This window comes from Halobellus litoreus (assembly GCF_024464595.1).
Taxonomy (GTDB): Archaea; Halobacteriota; Halobacteria; order Halobacteriales; family Haloferacaceae; genus Haloquadratum; species Haloquadratum litoreum.
Window position 1 is genome coordinate 318,014 of the sequence record NZ_JANHAW010000001.1, and the last position, 12,292, is coordinate 330,305.

General features: G+C 64.7%; 13 protein-coding genes. 6 read left to right on the top strand and 7 right to left on the bottom strand.

The window, feature by feature from the left end:
• Positions 1 to 130: 130 nt before the first annotated feature.
• The 4 genes from NO360_RS01600 to NO360_RS01615 form a co-directional block, all read right to left on the bottom strand.
• Entirely contained in the window at positions 131 to 1,339 is a 1,209-nt protein-coding gene (locus NO360_RS01600) for a DUF5305 domain-containing protein (protein ID WP_256305624.1), read from the bottom strand.
• A 4-nt stretch (positions 1,340 to 1,343) separates the two neighbouring features.
• On the bottom strand, positions 1,344 to 2,507 hold the full coding sequence (locus NO360_RS01605; protein ID WP_256305625.1) for a signal peptidase I: 1,164 nt from the start codon (positions 2,505 to 2,507) through the stop codon (positions 1,344 to 1,346).
• A gap of 162 nt (positions 2,508 to 2,669) precedes the next feature.
• A complete protein-coding gene (locus tag NO360_RS01610; RefSeq protein WP_256307069.1) occupies positions 2,670 to 3,533 on the bottom strand; it encodes a hypothetical protein in 864 nt (287 codons plus the stop codon).
• Between the two features lie 136 nt (positions 3,534 to 3,669).
• Positions 3,670 to 5,310, bottom strand: a complete 1,641-nt coding sequence (locus tag NO360_RS01615) for a PGF-pre-PGF domain-containing protein (protein WP_256305626.1) — start codon at positions 5,308 to 5,310, stop codon at positions 3,670 to 3,672.
• A 440-nt stretch (positions 5,311 to 5,750) separates the two neighbouring features.
• On the opposite strand from NO360_RS01615, the gene NO360_RS01620 reads away from it, so the two are divergent.
• The 4 genes from NO360_RS01620 (at position 5,751) to NO360_RS01635 (ending at position 8,772) form a co-directional block, all read left to right on the top strand.
• Positions 5,751 to 6,512, top strand: a complete 762-nt coding sequence (locus NO360_RS01620; RefSeq protein WP_256305627.1) for a hypothetical protein — start codon at positions 5,751 to 5,753, stop codon at positions 6,510 to 6,512.
• Between the two features lie 80 nt (positions 6,513 to 6,592).
• Complete coding sequence (locus NO360_RS19165) at positions 6,593 to 6,952, top strand: PIN domain-containing protein (RefSeq protein WP_465260953.1); 360 nt, start codon at positions 6,593 to 6,595, stop codon at positions 6,950 to 6,952.
• A gap of 233 nt (positions 6,953 to 7,185) precedes the next feature.
• The gene (locus NO360_RS01630; protein ID WP_256305629.1) at positions 7,186 to 7,761 is read left to right on the top strand and encodes a DUF7344 domain-containing protein; all 576 of its coding nucleotides are present in this window, start codon (positions 7,186 to 7,188) and stop codon (positions 7,759 to 7,761) included.
• Between the two features lie 162 nt (positions 7,762 to 7,923).
• Complete coding sequence (locus tag NO360_RS01635; RefSeq protein ID WP_256305630.1) at positions 7,924 to 8,772, top strand: hypothetical protein; 849 nt, start codon at positions 7,924 to 7,926, stop codon at positions 8,770 to 8,772.
• Between the two features lie 45 nt (positions 8,773 to 8,817).
• On the opposite strand, the gene NO360_RS01640 is transcribed toward NO360_RS01635, so the two are convergent.
• A complete protein-coding gene (locus NO360_RS01640; protein ID WP_256305631.1) occupies positions 8,818 to 9,174 on the bottom strand; it encodes a DUF5658 family protein in 357 nt (118 codons plus the stop codon).
• Between the two features lie 181 nt (positions 9,175 to 9,355).
• On the opposite strand from NO360_RS01640, the gene NO360_RS01645 reads away from it, so the two are divergent.
• Both NO360_RS01645 and NO360_RS01650 read left to right on the top strand, forming a co-directional pair.
• A complete protein-coding gene (locus NO360_RS01645; RefSeq protein ID WP_256305632.1) occupies positions 9,356 to 10,150 on the top strand; it encodes a pirin family protein in 795 nt (264 codons plus the stop codon).
• Positions 10,151 to 10,174: 24 nt separating this feature from the next.
• Positions 10,175 to 10,774 (top strand): NAD(P)/FAD-dependent oxidoreductase, encoded by a 600-nt coding sequence (locus NO360_RS01650; RefSeq protein WP_256305633.1) that lies wholly within the window; start codon positions 10,175 to 10,177, stop codon positions 10,772 to 10,774.
• 90 nt (positions 10,775 to 10,864) lie between these two features.
• Here NO360_RS01650 and NO360_RS01655 read toward each other — a convergent pair whose 3' ends face one another.
• Both NO360_RS01655 and NO360_RS01660 read right to left on the bottom strand, forming a co-directional pair.
• Positions 10,865 to 11,485, bottom strand: a complete 621-nt coding sequence (locus NO360_RS01655) for a TetR/AcrR family transcriptional regulator (RefSeq protein WP_256305634.1) — start codon at positions 11,483 to 11,485, stop codon at positions 10,865 to 10,867.
• 65 nt (positions 11,486 to 11,550) lie between these two features.
• On the bottom strand, positions 11,551 to 12,291 hold the full coding sequence (locus NO360_RS01660) for an isopentenyl phosphate kinase (RefSeq protein WP_256305635.1): 741 nt from the start codon (positions 12,289 to 12,291) through the stop codon (positions 11,551 to 11,553).
• Position 12,292: the final 1 nt, after the last annotated feature.

Genomic DNA, 12,292 nt, shown 5'->3' on the forward strand with positions numbered 1-12,292 from the left:
ACCGGCTCGATAAGCTGTTATATTTCCAATACAAACAGCTACCGGCGGCTACGTACTCTCGATAGTGCTCCCGTGCCGTGAGTCGGCTGGTCGGACGCGACGGGGTCTTTCACGCCGATCGACCCGCGATTCAGTTCGACTCGCCGGAGTCAGCCGACGGTCCGTCGGGTTCCGGGTCCGATTCGAGTTCGTCGGTGTCGGCCGTTTCGAGGTCCGCGTCACTCGTCTCCGAGCCGCCGACTCCCTCGTCGGGTGCGGAGTCCACGGGCGACGGCGGGTGGTAGGTGTACACGAAGTCCCCCGCCACGGCGTAGAAGGCTCCCGTCTCCGGATCTTCGACGACGCCGGTGTCGTTGTCGATCGCGAAATCGACGAGATCCCGGAGGCTGGACGCCTGAGCCTGCGGGCGTTCGAACACCGAGTCGGGGAGTCGGATCTGCGTGATCCACTCTGCGAACTCCGAGCGATCGTCGTGATAGGAGAGGTACGCCTCCTCGTCGGGAGTGAGCGCGAGGTCGATCTCGCTGCGGACGTACACCAGCGCGGCGGTTCCAGCTATGCCCAAGAGCAGCAGGAACGGGCCGCCGATCGACCGGAGTGGCCCGTAGTCCCGTTCGACGGTGATCTCTGTGGTCCGTTCGGGCGTCTCCGACTGGAGCCCCGGCTCCGACACGGAGTAGGTACCCTCACCGTGTTCGACGGTCATCTCGGTCGTTCGAGTGTACGAGGTCGGTTCGCCCCCGAACGTCCCGTTCACGGCGACGTTCGAGACGACGACCGTCTCGGTCTCCCCCGGCGACGCGCCGAGTTCCTCCTCGATCGACGTCGCGGTGGCGTCGATCTCCGAACTGTTGATCACGAAAGACGCGGCCACCGTCTCGCCGGATTCGACGTCCGAGAACTGCTCGCTCGCGAGGGGTTCGCGCTCGCTCCAGTAGACCGTTTCCCCCTCCTCGCCGACGTTGCGGAGGACCAGAACCGACTCCACGCCGACGTCGACGTCGCTGGCGGCGGTCGCGGTGTACCGCGTCTCGACACCGACGTCGAGTTCCGGAGCGACCCCCATGAAGTACGTGTTCCGCCCCTCGAGGACCGTTCCGGTCTCGAACACGGGGTTCGGTTCGGTCACCTCCGCGCTGTGGACGTACTCGGTTTCGACGGTGAACGAGGAGACCGTGCGGGTCTCCGTTTCGGTCCCGGGGTCGACGTGCGTCGTGTACACCAGCCCGGCACCGACTGCGGTGGCGAGGAGACAGACGGCGACGATCACGGTGAACTGTGCGTGCAGTAACGCCCGAAGGCGAAGCCGGGTTTCGCTGGATAGTCTCGAGGAGCTCATTCGGTCACCTGTAGAATTCACGGAGGAGGCGGCGGTGTAGCGAGGGTTTGGCGCGCGATTCGCGCGAGCGGATCCGCGCGGGCTCACCGCGGAAGAGGACCAGCCCTAGGGCGACGATGCCGCCACCCAGCAGTCCGTTGATCGCGAGCAGCGGCGCCCACGGGTGAACGCCGTAGAGTTCGTCGACGACGCTGAACGGCAGGATCGCGAGGTACCGGTGTTCGGTGACGAACAGCCGGTAGTAGCCGGTCTCCTCCGGGGCGGACAGCGTCACCGTTGTCGTCGCGTCGTCTCGGCCGCCGACGGTGACCTGTTCGGGATCGACGTCGACGCCGGGGCTCGACGGAGTGACGTACACGTAGACCGGGACGAGCCCCGCGTTGGGAACGGTGTACTCGATCTCCTGGCTCGTGCCGCGCTCGATGACGGTCGGATTCTCCGACTCGAATTCGGCGCTGACGATCCCGTACTCCTGCGTGCCGCCGGGGACGACCATCGCGGCGGTCGCCGTGGCCATCAACACGAGCGCGAGAACGACGACGATCGCGAACACCGACGTCCCGTCGTCGCGCGACCGGTCGCGTGCGGGCCGGTCGCGACTCCCCTTGTCCAGGTACCAGTCGACCCCGTACGCGATCGCCGAGAGCCCGAAGAGGATGTAGGCGATCCCCTGCGTCCCCTGGAACGACCGCACGCCGAACGTGACGGCCAGCCACGTCTGGACGGATTCGAGGACGGACTGGAACCCCATCGCGACCGTGCCCAGGTGCGGGATGACGACCACGCTCCCGCCGACGCTGAGCGCCTTCGCGACGATCTCGGCGTCCTGTACGACCGGTTCGCCGCCGTCCTGGTCGGTGAACGGGTTGTTGTCCCCCTGGGTGATGTAGCCGCGCTCGGTCTCCTCGACGACGCGGTGCGTCGTCAGCCCGCCGCCCTGGATCTCCTGGGCCTCGAACGTCACGACGTCACCGGGTTCGACGTCGCCCGCGATCGGCGCGGGGATGGCAACGAACCCGTCGCCGGGGTCCAGCGTCGGTTGCATACTCCCCGTCTCCACGAAACTGAGGAGTATCGGCTGACCGAGGAACTGCCCGACGATCAACGAGAGAACCACGACTACCGCGACCACCTGCAGCGTCACGGAGAGCACGCGTTTGAGGGACATATGATATCGTGTCGGGTCGTCGCGAGGGGCCAGGGAAGCGTGCGGGTCGAACCTGACGACTCCGCTCCGAGAATGTCATCGATACGTTATAAATTCGTGGTTCGACGAAGGCGGATGGCGGCGACCGAAGGGCACGACATCCCGGCCCGCGATTCGGGGGACTCACTCGTCGATGACGTCACCGACGAGGAGAATGAAGGGCCCGATAAAGGCGAGACAGAAGCCGAGCAGGTGAACGTAGAGGTTCACGACGCTCCCGCTGCCGGTCGGATCGGAGGGGAAGCCGACGATCGGATACCCGACGAGTACGACCGTGCCGATCACGAACAGGTCACCGTACCCCGCCTGCGACGTCACGGCTCGGACCCGTTCACGAACCGGGTGTCGAAGCCGAATTTCCGTCCGCCACGCGTAGGCGACGCCAGTGACCAGCCCGGTAGCGGCCATCCCGAGTCCCGCGAGGCCGATGCCGTCGGTGGAAACCGGCAGCGCCAGGAGCGCGATCCAGCCCACGAGCAGGAAGAAGACGGCCGGGAGGGCGCGCAAGGACGCCGTCGGAAAGAACCGGTCGCGAGCGTACGCCCAGAGCAGCAGCGGGAGCACCCCGGCGAACGCCATATTGATCCCCGAGAAGCCGAATCCGACGGCGTTCCGCGGCACGGCCAGATTCAGCGCGGACAGGACGAACGGGAACGCGAGCAGAAACGTCGCCATCGACGTGAGGAAGAACCGCCGCCGGCCGCCCAGGACGGCGAGCGCGTAGCCGACGCTCGCGAGCAGGCCGTATCCAGCCAGGTTCCCCGCGAGGTGGCCGGTCCCGAGGTGAACGTAATGCGCGGTGAAGGCGGTCACCGCCGTGGGGTCGGTGTAGGCAAACGCGAACGACAGGCGGGTCGCCTCGGGAAGGGCGAAGACCGCAACGAGAACGGCGGGCACCGCACCCAGGGCGAGCAGGTCGACCGCTCGGGCGCGGGCGAGCAACTCCTGCCGGAAGCCGGCGGGAGTGGACTCGGAGTCGCCGTCGATCGGATCGCCCTCACCGGTCGGTACTCGCGTCACGAGTCCGCCTTCTCGCGCCCGCGGCTAACACTTGTCGCTCCGGTTCTCGATTCCGAGAACCCGCGCCCGCGGAGCGGCCGTGCGAGACGGGGATCGATCGCGTTCACGACCGCGGCATCCGTCGGGCCAGCGCGACGAAGGCGACGGCGATCGCGACGAGCAGCATCAGTCCGCCGAGTTCGACGAGGTCGATCCCGCTGGGTTCTAACAGCGCGCCGCCGGAACCGGCGTTCCCCTCGACGTCCGCCGCGGTTCCGGAGCGGCGATCCGCCGCGCTCGGGGAACCGTCCGACCCCGGCGTGGCGGTCGCGCCCGCACCGTCGGCACCCGAGAGATCCTCCGCCGTGCCCGAATCATCCTCCGTCGCTTCCGGAGGGGCGTCCGTCGTCGGCGCGTCGACGACCAGCGTACCCGCGGGCACGCCGTCGACGGCGAGCGCGACCTCGCCGCCCGTCTCGAACCGTCCGGCGAGGTCGACGATCGTCGAGGCCTTCGGGTCGAGCGCGACGCGCTCGGTGGCGACCGTGGCCCCGTCGGCGGTGAGCGTGATCGTCCGCTCGCCGCTCGCGCCGCCCGCGTTCTCGACGGTCGCCCGGACGGTGACCGCCTCGTTCGGCGCGACGGTCGACGCGTCGAGCGACGCGTCGGTGACGGACAGGTGGGGGACCTCCTCGGCCACCGCGAACGTGGAGAAGTCGTCGGTCAGCGCCCGGAAGTGGACGCGGTCCGCGGGGAGCCCCCGCTCGCGAGCGATCTCTTCGTCGACGACCTCGGTGGGCAGCCGCTCCCACTCGCCCGCGTCGGTCTGGCGGTAGAGGGTCACCGCCGCGGGGTCGATCCCCGCATAGTCGAGGTACGCGGGATCGGCGCTGAACCGCAGCGTCATCCCGTCGACCTCCTCGGGCTCGAAGTCGTACTCCAGCGAGAGGTACGCCAGCGACCGCGGGTCGGTCGACGCGTCGAGTCTGCTCGCCTCGTCGAACGCGTCGGGGCTGCCGACGGCGTTCAGTTCGACGCTCCCGCCCGGCAGCCCGGTCAGTTCGAGGCGGTCCATCGTGACGTTCCCGCCGTCGAGCGCCATCCCGTCGGCGTCGAATGCGACCGAGTCGCCGGATCGAGCGCCGGTCGCGACGAATCGCCGCTCGTCGACGTCCGGCGACCGCACGGTCGTCGACAGCCCGCCGCCGCCCACACCCCCGCCGCCACCGAGCGTCGACGGCGGCGAGTCCGACACCTCCTCCGGCTCGGCGACCTCCGCGCGGATCGAGAAGTCGTCAGAACCGAGTTGGGTGCCCGCGACCTCTCCGCGCGTGTCGATTCGGAGGCCGACCGCGACCGTCTGGTTCGGTGCGAGCGTGACGTTGTTGGCCTCGCCCTCGATGGAGTCGCCGCCGCTGACGAACGTGATCGCGTCGCCCTCGTGTTCGATCCAGACCCGCGCGTACTCGTCGGCCGTGTACGTGATCGTGAAGACGCCCTCCGCGGAGGCGAGCGTCTCGGGGTTGACGCCCCTGAAGTCGGCCGGGAGATTGGGGTTCGTCGGCGAAATGTCGACGACGATTTCGTCGTCTTCATTTAAGTAGGCGTAGTCGCCGTTCGGCCCCTCCGCCGGCTGGACCGCGAGGCGGTCTTCGGCGAAGGTGTCCGCGGGACCGTTTACCACCGCCGCACCAGTGGTGAAGACGAGCGATCCTGTTGCTACGAGCAGCAGGGCGAGGATCGCGGTGCGGCGGGTGGTTGGCATTGCGGTGTCGCCAGAGAATACTGCCTATGGGTTCTTGATAATACAGTGCCTGAAGTCGGTGAAGGGTGTCGTTGTAGGCGAAATCATCGGAGCCAGTGAAGCTCCACTTGTAAGGTGAGAGCGATGTACGACCCCGTTTGCTCCGGCAGTCGCTACTGATGACGGTTTCCACCCAACAGACGATTTCGGAGAACCCAGAACTTATCGACGATGTGTCAGTGGCGTGTTCTACGCGGTTTCAGTAGGAAACTGAGCCATTTCAGACCTGGCCAGAACGGGTGTAGGCCAAGCCAGAGCGAGTTCAATATCAGCCAGAGAACATTCTGCCGACTCATAACGATATGAGATACGTTCTTTGTATACTGTATAGCGACCCTGGTTGGCGCGGGAGACAACGTGTCTCTCGATCCGGGTCGCGCGGTAACAGAGGTAGATCAACTATGCAACGACGCAAATTCGTGATTGGCCTGGGTGCATTGGCAACTGGAAGTGCAGCAGCAGTCGGAACGGGTGCAGTGACTAGTGTTCGTGCTGATCGCGGATATCAGGTGGATGTCGCGGGCGACGAAAATGCGTACGTTGGTCTTACTGGGAATACTGACTCTCCATTTGTTAATCAATCTAACAGCACGTTATCGTTGGACTTTGCCTCTGATTCGGGAAATGGAGGAGAAGGAGTAAATGTCGGAGTTACCGAAGCACGTCCGGCTTTCGAGATTAAGAACCAGAGTACTGAAACGCTACATATTCAGGTAGAAAATCCGCTTTCGAATAACGATCTCACCACCACGGCAAGTGGAAACGATGCATCAGAAGCTAATATCACGGTCCCTGCTGGAATCGATTTCCAATTTATAGCGGTTCCGAAAGGCGATGCAAACAATCTTTCTGTAGGAGAATTTGGAGTGATTGGACGTGACTCGGTTCCGAGTACCGGCCCCGACTTCGGGAGTACGACGGGACAAAAGAGTATTCGAAAGCATCCCGGTGCAACTGGATATAATTTCATCGAAAAAGCGGGATACGTAGAGCTTGGTGCGGGTAATTCTATTGATGTCATTGCTCGTGTCATTGCTTCGGAAACAGTTCTGGGAGAAGGATCTCCTTCGATTCCGGATGTGGACTTCACTGTAGAGGCTTTCAGCGATCCGCAATGGGTTAGTGGAGACAACATCTTCGGAGCAGAGGAAACCCCAGAGTAGCCCCTAAAATATCCTATTTATTCGGCTAAATTTTTCAGCACGCTGCCGGGGTAGCAACGATTGCTTCTGACTCAGCCTAGATCAAGCGCGCCGTCGAGGACGGCCTCGTCGACGTCGTCGCGGTCGACACCGACGAGTCCGCGGTCGCGACGCGACTGCGGCGTCACCCCGGACTGAGTGACGCCGACGTTTCGGTCCTCGCGTGCGCCGACGCCCGCGACGCCGTCGCCGTGATGGACGAATCGACCGGGCGGTCCGCAGCCGAGGTGGCGGGCATCGAGACGCGGGGGACCGCCTACCTCGTCCTCGCGAGCGTGAGAGACGGCGGGCTGTCGACCGAGGAAGGACGCGACACTATCGACGCGATGATCGAGCGCGGGTGGCACGTGGCTCCCGACCTGTACGCGAAAATCGTCCGAAAACTGGAGTCCTTCGAGTGACCGAACCGCGCGTCGAATCCCGCTGGCAAATTATAATTAAACTGGTATGAACTGATCGGTCGTTGACCTATCGGGATTCAGCCGTGAGCGAAATGACGAGTAGAAGACCGCTGTATGCCGTATTTCGGGCGTCCAGACCCCTCCAAACTCGTGATTTTCACGGTTGAGAACCTCTCATAGCAGTATCACGATCGCGGGATTTATGTTGTTTGGCTCATACTTGTCAGACACGAATGGCGTCGGCACAACAGATAGACGGGGGTGGTGAACCGACGACAGAGCTCTCGGAGGACGAGCTCTTCGACGTGCTCTCCAATCAGCGGCGGCGGTTCGCGGTGCATCTACTCAAGCACGAGGAGGAGTCACTCGAAATCGGCGATATGGCCGAGCAGATCGCGGCGTGGGAGAACGGCATCGACACGGCGGAGATCACGGGCGACGAGCGCAAGCGGGTGTACACGGCGCTCCAGCAGTCGCACCTGCCGAAGATGGACCGCGCGGGCGTGGTAGAGTTCAACAAGAACCGCGGGGTGATCGAACCGACGCCCGCCCTGGAGGACGTCGACCTCTACCTCGACGTGGTGGAGGGGCGGGAGGTCCCCTGGAGCGAGTACTACATCGGGCTCTCGGCGGTTTCGGCGGCGCTCGTCGCGGCCGTGTGGATCGGCGCGTGGCCGTTCGCGATGCTGCCCGATCTGGCGTGGACGCTCGCGATCGTTGTCGCCTTCGCGTTCTCGGCGGTGACGCACAAGTACTACACCGCCGAGATGAAGGTCGGCGAACCCGAGGCACCGCCGGAACTGCAGTAAACGACGGACGTACCGGGGCATCGACGCCGACAGACAGGCGGTTCAGGCACTCCGATACGGGCTTCAGGGAGTGCCATACGGTGGTTCCAACGGGGCATAACCATATGCGTTCGAGACGTACGATCTGATAGTGCGGGACGGGTTCGGGGACCCACGATTGAGATGAAACGACGACACTTCATCCTGCTACTGGGCGGGGCAAGCTCGGGGGCGTTGGGCATCGGTACCGGCGCGTTCAGCAGCGTCGAAGCCGACCGCGGCGTGGAGGTGAACGTCGTCGAAGACGAGAATGCGTATCTGGGATTGAAGCGCCTGCCGGCGGCCGACGGGGTTACTGTCGGTGAGAAGACCGATGTCGTCAGAATCCAGAATCAGTTCGCGTCTCCGCTCGGTCTGTCAGTGGTGATCGACGAGCAGGGCGATGGTATCGACGAAATCGAAGTAGAGGAGCCGGTCGAAATCGTCGAGGAAGCAGATGAGGGCGAATCGGACGGCGAAGACCTCCCGACCGGAATCAAGGCCTACATCTCCGTGGAATGCGACAGCCCGGGAGACACCAGTTTCACGCTTACGTTCAGTGGGGACGCGGGTGGTGCGAGTGTCGACAAGACGCGGACATTCTCGATCCACTGCGATCCGGAAGAGAAGGACGAGACGGCAACCGGAAGCGATGTTACAGACAGTATCACGGGAGTCAAATTCAACGGAGGAAGCGGGAAAATCCGGATACTCACGACCGAGAACAACGGCGGTGGCGGCGGGATCGGCGGCGACGTCAGTGCGAAATTGTACTGTGAGGACGACGGCGACGTATCGTCTAGTGACGGTTACGAGAAGGTTCCGGTGAACGAAGACCTGAGAATTGGTGATTTCGACGACGATGATCTTACGGGCTCGATCGTCGGGGTCGAAATCGACGGTATCAGCGGTGTTTACCTAAAGCCCGACAATCCAGGAAAGGGGAGCGGGAATGGGAACGTTGTGAACGAACCAACCGAAAACCCGTACTGATTGATCCTCGCACGCGGGTGGTGAGTCAGGAACTCACAGAGACAGTCACCCCATCAGCAACCGCACGTTGTACACCGTCGTGAACGTCCCCATCACTGTCAGCACGATCGGCGGCAGGTAGTAGAATATCGGGTCCTCGCGCTGGGCGGCGTCGACGCTCACGAGGATGAACGTCAGAAACACCGCCAGTTTGAGCCCGACGAGTCCCGCGTTCCCGAGCGCGTCCACGGCGGCCCGAATCAGCGGATTCGCCTCCCTGACCTTCTCACTGAAGCCGATCAGCGCGATCGTCGTGACGATGTCCCCGACGCCGTACGTCGCGGTGGCGACGAACCAGAGCCGCGAGAACTCCCGACCGTCGAACGGCGTCCCTTCCAGCCGGAGTCCCGATGGCAGTTTCACGTTGAGATGAATTTATAGCACGTTGATAAATAATAGTCGAATCTCCGACGGGAACACCGCGCGACGGCAGGCCCTCACCGACGTACCGGCGGAGCGGCGTGAGCTGGGTTTGAACGTCGTCCTGAACGAGGCCGACTGCCTGTCCCGACAGTCTTTACCGAACGGTAAACCAACGGCGCGTATGACAGAGAACGAGTCAGACGCAACCGGAAGCGTGCGCCAGGGCCAGCGCGTCCGACACGGGACGGGCGTGCACTCGAACCGCGCGTTCCCGACGAACGCGTATCCCTCGAACCTCGATCCGTTCGTCCTGTTCGAGCGGTTCTACATCGATCCCGACCAGGGGTTCCCGATGCATCCGCACCGCGGCTTCGAGATCGTCTCGTATATGCTCGACGGCGGGATGGAACACGAGGACTCCCTCGGGGTTACGAACACCGCCGAGGCGGGCGAGGCGATGCGGATCACCGCCGGAAACGGGATCCGACACTCGGAGTTCCCGGCGGGCGGAACGGCCTGTACCGGACTCCAACTCTGGGTGAACCTCCCCCGAGAGGACAAAGAAATCGAACCGGACTACGAGGACGCGATGGCCACGGAACTGCCCACCGAAACGGTCGACGGCGCGACCGTGACCACCATCGTCGGCGAGGGGTCGCCGATCACGCTTCGGACCCCGATGGCGTATCTGGACGTCGAGGTCGCGGACGCGGACACCTGGACGTGGACGCGGCCCGACGAGTGGTCGGGATTTCTCTACGGCGTCTCCGGCTCGGGCACGGTCGCGGTCGGTCGCGAGAGCGACGCCGCCACGCTCGACGCGGCGGAACCGTTCGGCGAGGGCGACGTGCTCCCCGTCACCGACGACGAGCCGGTCGAACTCCGCGGCGACGGCGGCGGGGACTGCCGAGTCGTCGCGGTCGCGGGGGAACCGCACGGCGAACCGATCCGCCAGCGCGGCCCGTTCGTGCTGTAGTCGGGGGAGCGTCTGTTTTACCAGATGGTAAAGCGTATGTACGAGCGGTGGCTTCGCGGAGATATGGTAGACGTAGCCGTCGTCGGCGGTGGACCCGCCGGCCTGAGCGCCGCACTGTACGCCGCGAAGAACGACCTCGAAACCGTCCTCTTCGACACCGACGAGTCGTGGATGCACAAGGCCCACCTGTTCAACTACCCCGCGGTCCGGAGCATCAGCGGCGACGAGTTCCTCGCGGTCGCGCGCGGTCAGACCCGCGACCGCGGGGCGACCCTCGTCGAGGAGGCGGTGACGGACGTCGCAGAGGCCGACGACGGGTTCGTCGTCTCGACGGCCGAAGACGACTACGAGGCGTCGTACGTCGTCCTCGCGACCGGCGGCGATCGGAGCCTCGCGGACGATCTCGGCTGCGAGTTCACCGACGAGGACGTCGTCGACGTGACCCTCGATATGGAGACGTCGGTCGAGAACGTCTACGCGACCGGTGCGATGGGGCGGCCCGAGAAGTGGCAGGCCGTCATCGCCGCCGGCGACGGCGCGGCCGCCGTCCTGGACGTTCTGTCGAAGGAGAAAGGCGAGTACTACCACGACTTCGATATGCCGTCGGACGTCCCCGAACTGTAAGCCGAAGTCGCCTGTTCGGGGGTCTATCGACGCGGATTCGAACTCGAGTCCACGGCCACACGCGGACGAGATGAACGGGAGGTAGGTTCTTCACGTCTCGGAGGCGGGATACAGCGAGTCGAGAACGAACTCGTCGATCGCGCGGCGGGCCTCGTCCGGCGCGTCGTCGTGTCCGAGCGCGAGGCGTCGCTCCCGGGCGACGTGTATCGTATCGGTGAGGTGCTGTCCCATCAGGTCGGCGTCGACCTCCCGGAACGACCCCTGTTCGATCCCGCGCTCGATGACGTCGACGATGCCCTGTTTGAGTCGATCGTAGTGCTCCGTGAACAGTTCGCGGTGCGCCTCGTCGTGTTGGGCGGACGCGTACAGTTCGTGATACACCTGCATCCGGTCCCAGTGGGAGAACTCCTCGAGTTCCGGCCCGAACAGACAGCGATCGATCCGCATATCGAGTTCCTCGCGTGGCCCCGTCTCCTCGTCGACCTCGATGCTTCCCTCGTACTGGTCGATGACGTATTCCAGAAACGACGACAGCAGGTCGTACTTGCCGTCGAAGTGGTAGTGAATCACCTGTCGGGACAGCTCCATCTCGGCCCCGATGTCGCGGACGCGCAGGTCGGTGTAGCCGTGTTCGCGCAGTGCCCGGAAAGTGGCCTCCATAATGACCTCGCGGGTGTCCTGGGCCTCGACCGACCCGTCCGATTCGCTCATAGAGGACCGTTGACCTGCGGGTTACATATCGGTTTCCTCGCGGGATCCCGCGTCCGCCGGAAGCCTCACCGCCCGTCGACGACTGTCCCGACCGACCGTCCCGCCAGGAAGCCCGAGAGCGCGTCGGGACCGAAGATAGACGCCGGCGCGCCGAGTTCGAGCAGCGCGCGCACCTTCGCCGCCATTCCCCCGGTCACGTCCGTCGCATCGGAGCCGCCGAGCGCGTCCGCGACGTCTCCGAAGTCGGTGATCTCGCTCACGACGTCGCCGTCGTCGCCGTAGACCCCGTCGACGGTGGAACAGAGCCCGACGCGGTCGGCGTCGAGGCCGCGAGCGAGGTGGGCGACGACCTCGTCGCCGCTGATGATCGTCGCGCCCGCGTCCGCGTGGGCGATCACGTCGCCGTGCAGCACGGGGACGAAGCCCTCGGCGAGCATCGTCGCCGTGGTGTCGGACGCGAGCGACAACGTCGAATCGGCGGCGCGCGCGCCCGCCGAGAGCGGATGCACCGGTAGCGCCGGGACGCCCGCCGACTGCAACCGCCCGACGACCTCGTCGTTGAGCCGTCGCATCGAGTCGTGGATCTCCCAGACACCGACGGCGTCGTGGCTCCCGTCGGTGGGCGTGACGCCGTGCTTTTCCGCGTAGTGGTGACCGAAACTCCCCGCCCCGTGCACGAGCAGCAGTCGCGAGACGTCCGCGTCGGCGATCGCGCCGACCGCGCGGTCCAGGGCGTCGTCGTCGACGGTCTCGGGCGTTGCCTTGTCGGTGATGACGCTCCCGCCGAGTTTGAGGACGGTCGTCACG

Coding starts and splice junctions, on each gene's coding strand:
- NO360_RS01650 (WP_256305633.1), top strand. CDS start 10,175: ATGGTAAAGCGTATGTACGAGCGGTGGCTTCGCGGAGATATGGTAGAC.
- NO360_RS01620 (WP_256305627.1), top strand. CDS start 5,751: ATGCAACGACGCAAATTCGTGATTGGCCTGGGTGCATTGGCAACTGGA.
- NO360_RS01630 (WP_256305629.1), top strand. CDS start 7,186: ATGGCGTCGGCACAACAGATAGACGGGGGTGGTGAACCGACGACAGAG.
- NO360_RS01645 (WP_256305632.1), top strand. CDS start 9,356: ATGACAGAGAACGAGTCAGACGCAACCGGAAGCGTGCGCCAGGGCCAG.
- NO360_RS01615 (WP_256305626.1), bottom strand. CDS start 5,310: ATGCCAACCACCCGCCGCACCGCGATCCTCGCCCTGCTGCTCGTAGCA.
- NO360_RS01605 (WP_256305625.1), bottom strand. CDS start 2,507: ATGTCCCTCAAACGCGTGCTCTCCGTGACGCTGCAGGTGGTCGCGGTA.
- NO360_RS01635 (WP_256305630.1), top strand. CDS start 7,924: ATGAAACGACGACACTTCATCCTGCTACTGGGCGGGGCAAGCTCGGGG.
- NO360_RS01655 (WP_256305634.1), bottom strand. CDS start 11,485: ATGAGCGAATCGGACGGGTCGGTCGAGGCCCAGGACACCCGCGAGGTC.
- NO360_RS01600 (WP_256305624.1), bottom strand. CDS start 1,339: ATGAGCTCCTCGAGACTATCCAGCGAAACCCGGCTTCGCCTTCGGGCG.